The organism is Paenibacillus sp. FSL W8-0919 (assembly GCF_038003785.1).
Lineage (GTDB): Bacteria > Bacillota > Bacilli > Paenibacillales > Paenibacillaceae > Paenibacillus_AQ > Paenibacillus_AQ lactis.
In genome coordinates this window covers 6,220,371-6,235,460 of sequence record NZ_JBBOPV010000001.1, presented here as the reverse complement: position 1 = coordinate 6,235,460, position 15,090 = coordinate 6,220,371, and the positions used below count along the sequence as shown (strand labels likewise).

The 15,090-nt window shown below is 51.0% G+C and carries 11 protein-coding genes; 10 read left to right on the top strand and 1 reads right to left on the bottom strand.

Annotation, left to right across the window (positions count from 1 at the left end; genetic code table 11):
* The first annotated feature begins 155 nt into the window (after positions 1–155).
* The 3 genes from clpP to ispG all read left to right on the top strand — a co-directional run bounded on the left by clpP (position 156) and on the right by ispG (position 3,254).
* A complete protein-coding gene (clpP, locus tag NST44_RS28275; protein WP_007130751.1) occupies positions 156–746 on the top strand; it encodes an ATP-dependent Clp endopeptidase proteolytic subunit ClpP in 591 nt (196 codons plus the stop codon).
* Between the two features lie 14 nt (positions 747–760).
* Positions 761–2,029 carry an ATP-dependent protease ATP-binding subunit ClpX gene (gene clpX, locus NST44_RS28270; RefSeq protein WP_007130750.1) on the top strand — a complete coding sequence of 423 codons (1,269 nt, stop codon included), beginning with the start codon at positions 761–763 and terminating at the stop codon, positions 2,027–2,029.
* Between the two features lie 115 nt (positions 2,030–2,144).
* Positions 2,145–3,254, top strand: coding sequence for a flavodoxin-dependent (E)-4-hydroxy-3-methylbut-2-enyl-diphosphate synthase (gene ispG, locus NST44_RS28265; protein WP_007130749.1), 1,110 nt, complete (start codon positions 2,145–2,147; stop codon positions 3,252–3,254).
* A gap of 886 nt (positions 3,255–4,140) precedes the next feature.
* Here the strand turns inward: ispG and NST44_RS28260 are convergent.
* Positions 4,141–5,349: an IS4 family transposase gene (locus tag NST44_RS28260; protein ID WP_213617303.1), complete on the bottom strand. Its 1,209-nt coding sequence runs from the start codon at positions 5,347–5,349 to the stop codon at positions 4,141–4,143.
* An 866-nt stretch (positions 5,350–6,215) separates the two neighbouring features.
* Here NST44_RS28260 and lonB point away from each other — a divergent pair.
* From lonB to ccsA, 7 genes are all read left to right on the top strand, one after another.
* On the top strand, positions 6,216–7,925 hold the full coding sequence (gene lonB, locus NST44_RS28255) for an ATP-dependent protease LonB (RefSeq protein ID WP_445670732.1): 1,710 nt from the start codon (positions 6,216–6,218) through the stop codon (positions 7,923–7,925).
* A gap of 84 nt (positions 7,926–8,009) precedes the next feature.
* Positions 8,010–10,346 (top strand): endopeptidase La, encoded by a 2,337-nt coding sequence (gene lon / locus NST44_RS28250; RefSeq protein ID WP_007130747.1) that lies wholly within the window; start codon positions 8,010–8,012, stop codon positions 10,344–10,346.
* 19 nt (positions 10,347–10,365) lie between these two features.
* The gene (gene yihA, locus NST44_RS28245; protein ID WP_007130746.1) at positions 10,366–11,016 is read left to right on the top strand and encodes a ribosome biogenesis GTP-binding protein YihA/YsxC; all 651 of its coding nucleotides are present in this window, start codon (positions 10,366–10,368) and stop codon (positions 11,014–11,016) included.
* Between the two features lie 213 nt (positions 11,017–11,229).
* The gene (locus NST44_RS28240) at positions 11,230–11,820 is read left to right on the top strand and encodes a hypothetical protein (RefSeq protein WP_007130745.1); all 591 of its coding nucleotides are present in this window, start codon (positions 11,230–11,232) and stop codon (positions 11,818–11,820) included.
* Between the two features lie 307 nt (positions 11,821–12,127).
* Positions 12,128–12,526: an adenosylmethionine decarboxylase gene (speD, locus tag NST44_RS28235; protein ID WP_007130744.1), complete on the top strand. Its 399-nt coding sequence runs from the start codon at positions 12,128–12,130 to the stop codon at positions 12,524–12,526.
* Between the two features lie 305 nt (positions 12,527–12,831).
* Positions 12,832–14,235: a glutamyl-tRNA reductase gene (hemA, locus tag NST44_RS28230; RefSeq protein ID WP_340901206.1), complete on the top strand. Its 1,404-nt coding sequence runs from the start codon at positions 12,832–12,834 to the stop codon at positions 14,233–14,235.
* Positions 14,236–14,253: 18 nt separating this feature from the next.
* On the top strand, positions 14,254–15,087 hold the full coding sequence (ccsA, locus tag NST44_RS28225) for a cytochrome c biogenesis protein CcsA (RefSeq protein WP_007130742.1): 834 nt from the start codon (positions 14,254–14,256) through the stop codon (positions 15,085–15,087).
* Positions 15,088–15,090 lie beyond the last annotated feature (3 nt).

The window sequence follows — 15,090 nt, the reverse complement described above, 5'->3', positions numbered from 1 at the left end:
TTTTTCGACATACATAATGAGACAAGTTGGCTGGATATATTCCTAGCGAAGTTCATAGAATGTAATCAGGGTTAAAAAATGACATTGCGCTTTGAACATGTTAGAATAACTTTTGTAACGCATAAGTAAATTTTCAAGGAAATGAGGTTGGTCGCATGAGTCTTGTACCTATGGTGGTGGAGCAAACCAGTCGAGGCGAAAGATCCTACGATATCTACTCAAGATTACTGAAGGATCGCATTATATTCCTCAGCAATGCGATCGATGACGATGTAGCCAATCTCGTCATTGCCCAGCTGCTCTTCTTGGCTGCGGAAGATCCGGAGAAAGACATCTCTCTGTACATCAATTCTCCTGGCGGTTCGGTGACGGCCGGGATGGGTATATATGATACGATGCAGTTGATTAAGCCTGATGTGTCCACTATTTGCGTCGGCATGGCCGCCAGCATGGGCTCGCTGCTGCTCACCGCCGGAGCGCCCGGCAAACGGTATGCGCTTGAGAACAGCGAAGTCATGATCCATCAGCCGCTTGGCGGAATTCAAGGTCAGGCATCCGATATCCAAATCCATGCAGATTGGATCATCAAGACCAGACAGAAACTTAACCAAATCTATGTGGAACGCACGGGTCAGCCCCTTGAAAAAATCGAACGCGATACAGACCGTGACTTTTTTATGAGCGCGGAGGAAGCGAAGGCGTACGGTATTATTGACGAAGTTCTGTCTTCACCGACCAAATCATAAGGGGTGGTTATTGCATGTTTAAATTTAACGACGACAAAGGGCAGCTGAAATGCTCCTTCTGCGGCAAATCGCAGGAGCAGGTTCGCAAGCTGGTTGCGGGGCCCGGTGTTTATATATGTGACGAGTGCATTGACTTGTGCTCGGAAATCGTAGAGGAAGAACTCGGCCATGAGGAAGAAGTGGATTTGAAGGATATTCCGAAGCCGCGTGAAATTCGGGATATTCTTGACCAATACGTCATCGGACAGGACCAAGCGAAGAAGTCCTTATCGGTTGCCGTATATAACCACTACAAACGGATCAATACGCAAAACAAGATTGATGACGTTGAATTGCAGAAGAGTAACATTTTGCTGCTGGGACCTACAGGTTCAGGTAAAACATTGCTTGCGCAAACGATGGCTAAAATCTTGAACGTTCCGTTTGCCATTGCCGATGCCACCTCGTTGACGGAGGCCGGTTACGTGGGCGAGGATGTCGAGAACATCCTGCTCAAGCTGATCCAAGCCGCCGACTATGATGTGGAGAAAGCGGAACGCGGCATTATCTATATTGATGAAATTGATAAAGTGGCCCGCAAATCCGAGAATCCGTCCATCACTCGTGACGTTTCCGGCGAAGGGGTTCAGCAGGCGCTTCTGAAAATTCTGGAGGGAACGGTCGCTTCCGTTCCGCCGCAAGGTGGGCGCAAGCACCCGCACCAGGAGTTTATTCAGATCGATACAACCAACATTCTGTTCATTTGCGGGGGCGCATTTGACGGGTTGGAGCAGTACATCAAACGCCGGATCGGCAAGAAGGTCATCGGCTTCAACGCTTCCGCTGAAGGCCAGAAAGATCTGAAGCCAGGCGAATATTTGACGATGGTGCTGCCTGAGGACCTGCTCAAGTTCGGTCTCATTCCGGAATTTGTCGGCCGTCTGCCGGTTGTTTCCACATTGGAACCACTGGATGAGGCGACGCTGGTACGGATTCTGTCCGAGCCGAAGAATGCCCTCACCAAACAATACCAGAAGCTGCTTGAGCTTGATAATGTCAATCTCAAGTTCGAACGCGGCGCTCTCGAAGCCATTGCCCAGGAGGCAATCAAGCGCAATACGGGCGCGCGCGGACTGCGCTCCATCATTGAAGGCATCATGCTGGATGTAATGTATGAAGTGCCGTCCAGAGACGATATCAAGGATTGCGTCATCACCGAACAGGTCGTTCGTGACAGAGTGATCCCTGAGCTGATGCAAGGCAAGGGAACGGAAGATGACAAGAAACAGGAAGAAAGCGCCTGAGGCGTTCTAACGCTGCGGACGTGATATAAATTTACGCTGATCCTCTCCACTTCCAGTTATGGCCATGAGCCTAGGCTGGAGTGGAGCTTTGGCGTTATACGGGAGAGATCGTACCATGTTTTTGAGACAAGACACACGGCCCGTTAAGGTGGGGAACCTCACTATAGGGGGAAATAACCAAGTCATTATTCAAAGCATGTGCACCACCAAAACAGCGGATGTCGAGGCGACCGTCGCGGAAATTTTGCGTCTGGAGGAAGCCGGATGCCAAATCGTCCGGGTAACGGTCAACAATGAGGAAGCCGCCGCTGCCATTAAGGAAATCAAGAAACGCATTCATATCCCGCTTGTTGCGGATATTCATTTCAACTATAAGCTTGCCCTTCTCGCCATTGAGAACGGCATCGATAAAGTCCGGATTAATCCCGGCAATATCGGGAAACGCGAGAAGGTCGAAGCGGTCGTAAAAGCGTGCAAGGAGAAAGGCATTCCGATCCGGATCGGCGTAAACGCCGGCTCGCTGGAGAATCATCTTCTTGAAAAATACGGCTATCCGACGCCGGAAGCGATGGTGGAGAGCGCCCTGTACCATATCGGTATTCTGGAGGAGCTCGATTTTCATGACATCATCGTATCCTTGAAGGCATCGGATGTTCCGATGGCTATTGCGGCGTATACGAAGGCTGCCGAGGTGATTCCTTACCCGCTTCACCTGGGCATTACGGAAGCCGGTACGCTGTTCTCCGGAACGGTGAAAAGCGCGGCCGGACTTGGTGCGCTCCTGTCGATGGGCATCGGCAACACGATGCGGATTTCGCTCAGCGCCGATCCGGTAGAGGAGATTAAAGTCGGACGCGAGCTTCTCAAAACGTTCGGATTGATTTCCGATATGGCGACGCTCGTATCCTGCCCGACGTGCGGACGTCTCGATATCGATTTGTTCTCCATTGCCAATGAGGTCGAGGAGTATATCTCGAAACTGAGAGTGCCGATCAAGGTATCCGTTCTTGGCTGTGCCGTGAACGGACCGGGTGAAGCGAGAGAGGCCGACATTGGAATTGCCGGTGCTCGCGGAGAGGGACTGCTGTTCCGTTACGGCGAAATGATTCGCAAGGTTCCGGAAGCCACGATGGTGGAGGAGCTGAAGAAAGAGATCGATAACATTGTGAAGGTATACGAGGAGACGGGCGAAATCCCTGGCCGCAAGCATAAGTCCACGGTCTGAGCTTGATGGTATGCAATGTCAGTCACACATGGCCTTGGCATCGGTGGTTGCGATGTAACTAGAAGCCACATACCGTAACGCTAAGCATTGTGTCGTGATTCCAAACACCATGCAGGAGCTCCATACATCTTTGCTTGGTAATTCAATAGCGTTTGCCTTAAGCGGCAGCCTCTGATTCAGGAGGCTGCCGCTTTTTGCTATTCTTCATCGGGATCGTCCTCGGATTCAGCCGAATTGCGTTGAGTGGACTCAGTCGTTGGCGTCCCCCCCTTCTGTTTCGCCACGAGTCAATGCAAGTACTGGGAGAACGTGAGAGCCGTCGCAAAGTGACACGATTGCAGAAAAGGAGCAAGCAGGTCCCGAAAAGGGACTTGAAGAGGGTAGGTGGGCTCGGAAGGAGCAAGCAAGTCCCCGAAAGGAACTTGTAAAGCGAAAATGGGCTCCAAAGGGGCAAGTAAGTCCCCAAAAGGGACTTGCCCGCCAGGAAAGCTTCAACGGAGCAGGCGGAATTGTTCAGAAGAAGCGAAGCGTTCTCCTTTGTCCGCGGATTTCATCAATAGGAACATAGAATTCAAAGAAATCCGAGGACAACAGAGATCGTAAGAACAATCCGCAGGCGGAGTGCTGATTAAGCTCACAAAGGTTCAACTGGCTGTGAAGAAGTCCCCTAAAGGGACTTATAGAGGAAAATGGGCTTCAAACGAGCAAGTCCCCAAAAGGCATGAGCGTTGCATAAATCTTTACATCAGCAATCACTTGGATGAAATCTGAATAAGAACAATTAATTTACAGTTGTTTTTTCGAGAATTACACCAAAAGATCCAACACTTTCTTAAATGTAGCTACGTTTTCCTATAAAATGTATTTTGTGCAAGATTTTTGTTTCCTAAGTCACTTTGCTTGTTTTAAAAATGCCAATGCTCGTTCGTAATTCAGGTACCTTCCTTGGTGCACCGCGTGGCTTTCCAGAAGTTGTTCGCGTAGGTGCTCGAAACAGAGCATTCAAGAACTGGGACCACGGATGATACATGTGAATTCGAAACAATTCAAGGACACGCCAAACGCTTTTCTTGGTTTCTAGACGTAGCTGCATATACTGTGCCAGCACGTAAGCGATCAGCGCAAGGTAAATCTGGTTCCATATCGCTTGCGGCTTATAGCTGTGCAGTTTTTTTAGGCGCAGATGCTGCTTTATCCATTTAAAGAAAAGTTCAATAAGCCATCGGCATTTGTAGATATGAGCTACTTCTTCGGCCGTTATGTCCTGTCGAGAGGTAAGTAGGCGATAAAAGCGCCCCTGCTCATCATAAAACTCTACGAGCCGGACTCGTTCCTTCATCTTGCGCCAACCGCTACCTACGTTCACAAGAGCATCTCGTGTGATCGGACTTCCTGGAGGGATTTCTCGTTCCTCCACAACATGGATTGAGGTGCGATCTCTCATTCGCATGACAAATTGAATGCCGCGCTCCATCCAGTTATCCATGTTTTTGTAGCTATCATAACCACGGTCCATGACATAAGTTGCCGCCTGCTCGGTGACCAGTTCGACCGCCCCGGCTCGGTCGCCTACGTTTAAAGTCGATGGGATGACAGCGTCCGGATATACCACTTCGGGTGAAGCGGCTACGAGCCGCACATGCAGCTTTACCCCGCTGGAGGTATGCGAAACTCTGGCCCAATCCCCAAGTACCAAGGGGAGTGTGATTTTCGACGAATCAATGAGTGCCAGAGGTCCAATGGTTGAAGAAATGCCCTGCTGGTGAGCCGTCAGCTTCTGGACACGGGCAACGCTATGGAGAAAAAGCATGTGCAAGATTTCCGTCGGGATTTCGCTGAGTTTCCGTGACAATTGGGCTGCGCTGATGCTGGGCAGATCGAGGATGGACCGAATGTCAGAATGTGCATAAATTTGTTCTTCCATCTCGATATAGCTTTGCCAATGGTTGAGCTGAGCCAGAATGAAAATGAGAATGCTTTTGTTGATGGTGAGCTTCTTGGCGTAGCGATCGGCATGAAGGAGTCGATCGTGTACATCCAAAGGCAGTAAAGAAAGCAGTTGACGAACGACAGTGTTTTGGGTTACGTTATCCATGGTTTGGACTCCTTTTTAGAGGTCGTGGACAACGTGCTACGTCTTCTAAATTAGGAGCCTTTTTTTGTTTTGTCCATGAAAAAGATACAGGTAGTTACAGAAATAGTAACTTCAGCAAAAGTTGTGATAGGTTTTATGCAACGCTCATGCCCAAAAGGGACTTGTAAAGCGAAAGTGGGCTCCAAACGAGCAAGCAAGTCCCAAAAAGGAACTTGTAAAGCGAAAATGGGCTCCAAAGGAGCAAGGAAGTCCCCAAAAGGGACTTGCCCACCAGGAAAGCTTCAACGGAGCAGGCGGAATTGTTCAGAAGAAGCGAAGCGTTCTCCTTTGTCCGCGGATTTCATCAATAGGAACATAGAATTCAAGAAATCCGAGGGCAACAGAGATCGTAAGAACAATCCGCATGCGGAGTGCTGATTAAGCTCACAAAGGCCCTACTAGCTGTGAAGATGTCCCCAAAAGGGACTTATAGAGTGAAAATGGGCTCCAAAGGAGCAAGCAAGTCCCCAAAAGGGAATTGCCCGCCAGGAGAGCTTCAGCGGAGCAGGCGGAGTTGTTCTGAAGAAGCGAAGCGTTCTCCTTTGTCCGCGGATTTCATCAATAGGAACATAGAATTCAAAGAAATCCGAGGGCAACAGAGATCGTAAGAACAATCCGCAGGCGGAGTGCTGATTAAGCTCACAAAGGTTCAACTGGCTGTGAAGATGTTCTTTTAAGGGACTTGTTGTGAAAAAGCCCCTTTACAAATTGTTCCCGCATTGGCGTTTTACCTGCAAACGAATCGGCAATACTACCAAGTATTAACGTTGGATCTTGACATAATGGAGAAACAGGAGGAATGACTTGTGAATCTGAGTATCGTGATTATGCTGGTGCAGCTGTTTTTTGCAGTCATCATCGGCATTTATTTTTGGAACTTATTGCGTGGGCAAAAGACCAGCAAGACCGCAGTGGACCGGGAATCGCGCAAGGAGCTCGATAAGCTGCGCAAGCTTCGGTCGGTGTCGTTGACGAAGCCGCTTGCGGAGAAGACGAGACCTCAGACCATGGACGACATCGTCGGGCAAAAGGACGGACTGCGCGCCTTGAAGGCCGCCCTGTGCAGCGCCAATCCGCAGCACGTCATTATCTATGGCCCGCCGGGGGTGGGCAAGACGGCGGCAGCGCGCGTGGTGATGGAGGAAGCGAAGAAGAATCCGCAATCGCCGTTTAAATACGATGCAAAGTTTACGGAGATCGATGCGACCACCGCCCGCTTTGACGAGCGTGGTATTGCCGATCCGCTCATCGGGTCGGTGCACGATCCGATCTATCAGGGGGCTGGCGCGATGGGCGTAGCCGGCATTCCGCAGCCGAAGCCGGGCGCAGTGACGAAAGCGCACGGCGGCATTCTGTTCATTGACGAAATCGGCGAATTGCACCCGATTCAGATGAATAAGCTGCTAAAAGTACTGGAGGACCGCAAGGTCCTGCTTGAAAGTGCATATTATAATTCAGAGGATGCCAATACGCCAGCCTATATTCACGATATTTTTCAAAACGGACTTCCAGCCGATTTCCGCTTGGTTGGCGCGACCACGCGCTCCCCGGAAGAAGTTGCGCCCGCTCTTCGTTCACGCTGCATGGAGATCTTCTTCCGTCCGCTGCTCCCCGAGGAGATCGGTAAAATCGCGGAGGATGCCATTCAGAAGATAGGCCTTGGCGCAGCGCCGGAAGCGGTGGACGTCGTGAAGCAGTACTGCTCCAATGGACGCGAGGCCGTCAATATGATTCAACTCGCCGCAGGGCTTGCATTAACGGAAAAAAGAGACTCCATCCGCGCCTCGGATGTAGAGTGGGTAGCGAGCAGCAGTCAGCTGCAGCCCCGCCCGGACCGCAAGGTGCCGGAGAATCCGCAGATCGGCGTTGTCAACGGGCTGGCCGTATACGGTCCGAATATGGGGGCGCTGCTCGAGATTGAAGTGTCAGCGGTGCCGGTCGAGAAGGGACAGGGCACCTACAATATTACCGGTGTCGTGGATGAAGAAGAGCTTGGCGGGGGATCGCGCAAGCTGCGGCGCAAGAGCATGGCCAAGGGATCGATTGAGAACGTCCTGACCGTGCTGGAAGCGATGGGCTTCTCGCCGAAGGATTATAATCTCCATATCAATTTCCCGGGGGGAACCCCGATTGACGGCCCGTCCGCCGGTATTGCGATGGCAACGGCGATCGTATCGGCGATTAAGGGAATTGAGGTCGATAATAAAATTGCGATGACCGGTGAGATGAGCATTCACGGCAAAGTGAAGCCGATCGGCGGGGTGATTGCCAAAGTGGAGGCAGCGTTCCAGGCCGGAGCAACCCGTGTCATCATCCCGAAGGATAACTGGCAATCGTTATTCCAGGATCTGAGCGGCGGCTTGCGGGTCATTCCGGTCGAAACGGTCGACGAGGTGTTCCGCCAAGTATTCGGCGGCTCGCTGGCGGCGGACATCGTGGAGCTTCCGAACACCGACATCTATCCGGCCTCCTCGGCATCGCTTCTGCAGGCCACGCCACCGCGCAATGGCAAAATGACCGATGCCGGCGGCGTTTAAGTTTCCCGTTGTTGGTTTTTTATACGCAGATTTGATAAAATAGGAATAGTGTCAACATTGAGAGCCATTGGAGGTGCGAAAGCGATGGGACCAAGTAAAACCAAAGGTCGTCGTTTTCCTTTATTGCCTTTAAGAGGTCTTCTTGTCTACCCGAGTATGGTGCTTCATTTGGATGTAGGCCGGGAGAAATCCGTAAAGGCTTTAGAAAAGGCGATGGTTGAAGACAATTTGATTCTCCTGTGTTCTCAATCGGAAGTGAACATTGAAGAACCGACGCAAGAGGATATTTTTCGAATTGGAACCGTTGCGAATGTACGCCAGATGCTTAAGCTTCCAAACGGTACCATACGCGTGCTTGTGGAAGGTATGGAACGGGCGGAAATTATTCAATATACGGATCAAGCGGATTACTACGAGGTCATCGCGCGCGAGCTTCCGGAGGAAGAGAACAATGACCCTGAAGTATCCGCTTTGATGCGGACGGTGCTGTCACAGTTTGAGAATTATATCAATTTGTCCAAGAAAGTTACGCCCGAGACGCTTGCGGCCGTCTCCGATATCGATGAGCCGGGGCGTCTGGCGGATGTCATTACAAGCCACTTATCGTTAAAGATCAAGGATAAACAGGAGATCCTTGAGACGATCGACGTCCGCAAACGGCTGGAAAAGCTGCTGGATATTTTAAACAACGAGCGCGAAGTGCTGGAGCTGGAGCGAAAGATCAACCAGCGGGTTAAGAAGCAGATGGAGAAGACCCAGAAGGAATACTATCTGCGCGAGCAGATGAAGGCCATCCAGAAAGAGCTTGGCGATAAGGAAGGCCGTGCCGGGGAAGTCGAGGAGCTGCGCAGTCAGCTGCAAGAGCTTCAGCTTCCGGAACGCGTCCACGAGAAAGTCGAGAAGGAAATTGACCGCCTCGAGAAGATGCCGGCCAGTTCGGCAGAAGGCGGCGTCATCCGGAATTACGTCGATTGGCTGCTTGCCTTGCCGTGGACGAACAAGACCGAAGACGATCTCGACATCGCAAAAGCCGAGCAGGTCCTGGATGAGGATCACTACGGGCTGGAGAAGCCGAAAGAGCGCGTGCTGGAATATTTGGCCGTGCAGAAGCTCGTAAAGAAGATGAAGGGGCCGATTCTGTGCTTGGTCGGACCGCCGGGCGTCGGCAAAACGTCGCTGGCCCGTTCCATCGCCCGCTCCCTGGAGCGCAAATTCGTCCGCATTTCCCTCGGCGGCGTGCGGGATGAAGCCGAAATTAGGGGACATCGCCGGACTTATGTCGGGGCCATGCCCGGCCGAATCATTCAAGGCATGAAGACCGCAGGCTCTTTAAATCCGGTATTCTTGCTCGACGAAATCGATAAAATGGCTTCGGATTTCCGCGGCGACCCGTCTTCGGCGCTGCTGGAGGTGCTCGATCCGGAACAGAACAATACGTTCAGCGATCACTTTATCGAAATTCCGTTTGATTTATCCCAGGTCATGTTCGTGACGACAGCCAACGCTCTTCATAACATTCCAAGACCGCTGCTCGATCGGATGGAGGTTCTCTATATTCCGGGTTACACGGAAATCGAGAAGCTCCAGATTGCGAACCGCTATCTGCTGCCGAAGCAGAAGAGCGAGCACGGGCTTGAGCCCGAGCAGCTCCAGGTAGACGAAGGGGCGCTCCTGAAGGTGATCCGTGAATATACGCGGGAGTCCGGCGTCCGGAACCTGGAGCAGCAGGTGGCGGCTCTGTGTCGGAAGGCCGCGAAGCGGATTGTTACGAACGAATCCGATTCCATTGTGATCGGTGCGGACGATATTAAGGATTATCTCGGCATTCCGAAGTTCCGCTACGGTATGGCCGAGCTGGAGGACCAAGTCGGAACCGTAACCGGTCTTGCGTGGACCGAGGTTGGCGGCGAGACGCTGACCATTGAGGTTACCGTCGTTCCCGGAACCGGCAAGCTGACGCTAACGGGCAAGCTGGGCGATGTAATGAAGGAGTCGGCTCAGGCAGCTTTCAGCTTTACCCGTTCGAAGGCCGCAGAGCTCGGCATCGACCCGGATTTCCACGAGAAGCTGGATGTCCACATCCATATCCCCGAAGGAGCCATTCCGAAGGATGGTCCGTCTGCAGGCATCACGATTGCTACGGCCCTTATTTCATCCTTAACGAAGCGCCATGTTGCCCGTGACGTGGCGATGACCGGCGAGATAACACTCCGCGGACGCGTGCTGCCGATCGGAGGGCTTAAGGAGAAGTCCTTGGCCGCTCATAGGGCCGGCTACAAAAAAATATTGCTCCCGAAAGATAACGAGAGGGATTTGCGCGACATTCCGGACAGTGTCAAGAATGACGTCGAATTCGTTCCGGTATCCCACATGGACCAAGTTCTCGAGCATGCGCTCGTAGAGCAGGCGGGAGTGCATTAGAGAGGAACCTTTAAAAATCATGAAAGTAACAAAAGCCGAATTCGTCATCAGTGCGGTCGGTCCTGCTCAATATCCTGAAGACGCCTTGCCGGAAATTGCTCTGGCAGGGCGTTCCAATGTGGGTAAGTCCTCACTGATCAACCGTATGATATCAAGAAAGAACTTGGCCCGTACGAGCGCAACGCCAGGCAAGACGCAGCAGCTCAATTATTACCGGGTCAACGAGGATTTGTATTTGGTCGACTTTCCGGGGTACGGATACGCCAAGGTATCCAAAAGCCAGCGCGCGGCGTTCGGCGAGATGGTCGAGAAATATTTGCTCAGCCGGGATGAGCTGAAGCTCGTTCTGCTGGTGGTCGATATGCGCCACCCGCCTACAAAGGACGATGTCAGCATGTATGAGTGGCTGCAGCATTACGACCGACCGGTGTGCGTCGTCGCGACCAAAGCGGACAAAATCCCGAAGACGCGCAGACAGAAACACGTCAAGATTGTAAAGGAAACGCTTGGCTTTCAGCCTCATCATTCATTCGTCATGTTCTCTTCGGAGTTAGGGCTTGGTAAAGAGGAGCTATGGGAAATCATCGAATCACATATCGGATACCGTCAAGAAAACGGCGAAGGGGACAACGGCGATTTCCGGGATGCAGCCGTCGAAGAAGACGAATAAGCGTAATCGAGCGGATTTGCCTGATTTTTTGAGTAATAGAGGGAATCGGTGTATTCTTGACAGGAAAGTGAGCATGTTGAGGGAAATCTCAGTCTGATTCCGGCTAAAACCGTTTTTTTATGAAATATGATGAATAATCTCGTTCGGACGACAGGAAAGACCGCTGGGATGTACAGTATAATGGGAGTAAGTTAAAAGAATTGAGGGATTTTTATGGCTCAGCGGTTAGCCACAGAATATGTTAATGCCACAATGCAAATGACGGATGTTCAAATGGATCGATTTCTGCAAGGGACCCACGCTTTCCGGGTGAGCAGCCGAGTGAAAGTGATGGACGGCGGAGAGCATGAGTTCGTGCTTGAAGATGAAAGCGGGGAAGAAGTTCATTTGCCCTTTGAACGCAAGAATGGCCTGTACGTCTGTGAGCTGTCGTGCCGATTGGTAACTCCCCATCTGGCCGATGCCGTACGTAAGCTGTTTACGGCTTTTAAGGGGTCGGGGAAGGTAAATCGGATCTATCGCGGCTTTACAATGAGCTATGATTACCACGTCGGAACGGTTCACCGAATCACCCAGATGACCGGGAACGAGAGTATCGTCATATACGAGTACAAGAATACGGCCGGAGAGCTGCTGCGCCTGTTTAACAGCAAGGAAGCTGAGAAAGAGATCGAATCCATTCAGCGGAATATTAATCTTCTTCTGGACCAGCGGATTGCGGCAGGCAATGACATGTCTAAGATCCAATCGATCGATGAACAGCTCCGGAGCTACAATCAGCGGCTATTCGTTCTCGAAGCATAAGACTAGGTTAGGCTGCCCATAAATGGGCGGCTTTTTTATTTGCGGAAGGGGAGTAATCTTAGTCACAGCTTCGGAATTTGGCACATATATTGAGCTGTAAAATTATTTATTAGGTTATTTTTGAAAAAGGTGTTGCATTTCGCTGTCATAGATGTTATTTTTAATCTCGTTGAAAAGAATATAGGAACCAGGATTCACTCAGGACATGTAATGTTGCGAGAGATTATTCCCTCGGGAAGTGAATGACGTAGGTCCTAGCGGATGAAATTTTCAAACATTTTATTCCTAGGAAGGGGGAAACCGGAAGATGGAATACTCAACTTTCGGAAGACACGTTGCTGTTGATACTTGGGGAGTCGATTTTGAACTATTGAACAGTGCAGAATTTTTACAAGCTCAGATGGTCGAAGCCGCTGAAGCATGTGGAGCAACGGTATTGTCCGTCCAATCCAAGCAGTTCGAGCCACAAGGAGCTACGGTGCTTGTATTGCTGTCGGAAAGCCATCTCTCGATTCACACATACCCTGAGAGAGGTTTTGCTGCGATTGACTGTTACACCTGCGGGGAGACGGTAGATCCGCAATTGGCTATTGACTACCTGGTATCCGTACTGAAACCTGAAAAATGCTATGCTAAGAAACTCGTACGCGGACTTGGAGAAATGAAGGTCGAGACGCCCGAGATGAAACTGGCCGAACTCGTTTAACAGGCCAACTACAAATTGTGTATACCTATAACCATGGAGTCCTCCATGGTTATTTATTTTGAGACGACCTTTTCAAGGAAAATCATACGTATATCTCCAGTGCTGAATATCCACAATAGTAAGGTGTCGGTAAACAGGAAATGAGGGGGAGTCCCCATGAACAGAATATAACGAAACATGGGGATTTCATAAACATTTCATAAAATAGACAAGGGGATTTGGCTGACTGTGATATAATGAACAAGGTCAGGGCAGACCGCTTGATCGCGGTCATACTATCGGAGAAATAGGCAGGTGAACATGCAATGCACATCGTCGTTGTTGGGTTGAATTATCGCACGGCGCCCGTGGAGGTCAGGGAACGCTTTACGTTTTCGGAAGCTGAATTGCCGGAGGCGCTGCGGGAGCTGAAATCAACCAAGAGCGTATTGGAGGGCGTCATTGTCGCTACCTGCAACCGTACTGAGATTTATGTTGTGGTAGATCGCCTTCATATGTGCGGCTACTTTATCCGCAGTTTTATGGAGCAGTGGTTCGGCATTAACCGTGAGGAATTTACACAGCATCTATATATATATGAAGATGAACAGGCCATTTCCCATCTGTTCAAGGTCACCTGCGGCCTGGATTCCATGGTGATCGGAGAGACGCAGATCCTGGGACAGGTTCGCAATGCCTTTTTAACATCCCAGCAGCATCATGCTACCGGAACCTGGTTCAATATGCTGTTCAAGCAGGCGGTAACGCTCGGAAAACGCGCCCACTCGGAAACCTCGATCGGCGAGAGCGCCGTGTCGGTCAGCTATGCGGCGGTAGAGCTTGGCAAACGGATTTTCGGCACGTTCAACGATAAGAAGGTTATGATTCTCGGCGCAGGCAAGATGAGCGAGCTTACCGTCAAGCATCTTTATGCCAACGGCGCCGCAGAGGTAATTGTGGCTAACCGGACGCTGGGCCGCGCCCAGGAGCTTGCGAGCAAGTTCAAGGGCACGCCCTGCACGATGGAAGAAGGCATGGGGCTTCTTTATGACGTAGACATCATTATCAGCTCGACGGGCTCGAATGAATACGTGCTGAATGCCGACCGGGTAAGGGAGAGCATGAAGAAGCGCCAGTCGCGGCCGCTGTTCATGATTGATATTGCCGTTCCGCGGGATATCGATCCGGCTGTCGGCGAGCTGTCGAATGTATTTTTGTATGACATTGATGATTTGGAAGGTATTGTTGAGACGAATATGGAAATGCGCCGCATCGAGGCCGCTAAGATCGAGGTTATGATTCAGGCGGAGATGGACGCATTCCACACTTGGCTGAAGACGCTTGGCGTCAGACCGGCGATTCGCGCTCTGCAGGAGAAATCCAATACCATCCACGAAGAGACGCTTGAAAGCTTATTTAATAAGCTTCCGGAATTGGACGAACGTCAGCGCAAGGTTATTCGCCGATTGACGAAGAGCATCGTTAACCAAATGATGCATGACCCGATCAATCGGATTAAAGAAATGACCGGCGGTAAGCACGGCAATGAAGCGCTCGACTATTTCACTCAAATTTTCGCGCTGGAAAGCCTGATTCATGAAAAAGAGCAGGGGACCCGCAGCCACACCAAGGACAAAGCAGCAACCAAAGCTGAAGCGACATCGAGCGCTGCCGATCGGCAGGCAGAGGAGAAGCCCATAAAGGTATCTCTTGCCCCAGCCACCCTATGAGGCGGGTGAATTCATTCCATGCTGCTAAACCTTATTTATAATACCGGCATTTGTATCTATGCCCTGAGCCTTCTGTTTTTTATCTCGGATTGCGTATCGCGCAATTCGGTGGCGAAGCGGATAGGCACAGGGCTTCTTGGCATAACGGCGCTGCTTCAGCTTGGGGGAATCGGGATCAGAGCGATGGAGGGCGGGCATTTTCATCTCCCCGTGTTTACGTTGTTTGATTTCTTGCTCCTCCTTACGTTCTGCATCACGATAACATCGATGGCACTAACGTATTTAAAGCGATCCGAGTATGCGGTGCTGCTGATCAACCTTGTCGGCTTCTGCGTCATGCTGGTCAACCAGCTTTGGTTCAAAGCCGGAGGAGATAACGCCCTATACAGCTGGGAGACCGAGCATCGGCTCCTGCTGATCCACATCGCGCTGGCGAGCATAAGCTTTGCCGCACTGACGGTAGGGGCTGTTTTTGCCGCAATCTATATGTTTCTGCACCGAAAGCTTAAGCATAAACACTGGAATGATACGGTACGAAGATTGCCCAGCTTGGAGAAGCTGGATATTTACGCTTATAAAGCGTTGATGACGGGAACGGCGATTTTGGTGCTGTCCTTGATCGTGGCAATCATGTCGGTTGCCATGGCAGGGCGATGGCAGCTGCTCCTGGATATTAAGGTGCTGTCTACGCTCCTTGCGCTCAGCATGTATATTGTTTATTTCCTGAAACGCAGCCTGCTGAAACGCTCCGGCATGGAGGCCGCGGTTTGGGCGCTGATCGGGTACGGATTCATTATATTGAACTTTTATCTGAATACGTGGTCCGGATTTCACAGCTGGTCAGGAGTGTGACGG

Excerpts from the sequence above, each read along its gene's own strand:
- speD (WP_007130744.1), top strand. The coding sequence starts at position 12,128 with ATGGAATACTCAACTTTCGGAAGACACGTTGCTGTTGATACTTGGGGA.
- lon (WP_007130747.1), top strand. The coding sequence starts at position 8,010 with ATGGGACCAAGTAAAACCAAAGGTCGTCGTTTTCCTTTATTGCCTTTA.
- ccsA (WP_007130742.1), top strand. The coding sequence starts at position 14,254 with ATGCTGCTAAACCTTATTTATAATACCGGCATTTGTATCTATGCCCTG.
- ispG (WP_007130749.1), top strand. The coding sequence starts at position 2,145 with ATGTTTTTGAGACAAGACACACGGCCCGTTAAGGTGGGGAACCTCACT.
- yihA (WP_007130746.1), top strand. The coding sequence starts at position 10,366 with ATGAAAGTAACAAAAGCCGAATTCGTCATCAGTGCGGTCGGTCCTGCT.
- lonB (WP_445670732.1), top strand. The coding sequence starts at position 6,216 with ATGCTGGTGCAGCTGTTTTTTGCAGTCATCATCGGCATTTATTTTTGG.
- clpX (WP_007130750.1), top strand. The coding sequence starts at position 761 with ATGTTTAAATTTAACGACGACAAAGGGCAGCTGAAATGCTCCTTCTGC.
- NST44_RS28240 (WP_007130745.1), top strand. The coding sequence starts at position 11,230 with ATGGCTCAGCGGTTAGCCACAGAATATGTTAATGCCACAATGCAAATG.
- hemA (WP_340901206.1), top strand. The coding sequence starts at position 12,832 with ATGCACATCGTCGTTGTTGGGTTGAATTATCGCACGGCGCCCGTGGAG.
- NST44_RS28260 (WP_213617303.1), bottom strand. The coding sequence starts at position 5,349 with ATGGATAACGTAACCCAAAACACTGTCGTTCGTCAACTGCTTTCTTTA.
- clpP (WP_007130751.1), top strand. The coding sequence starts at position 156 with ATGAGTCTTGTACCTATGGTGGTGGAGCAAACCAGTCGAGGCGAAAGA.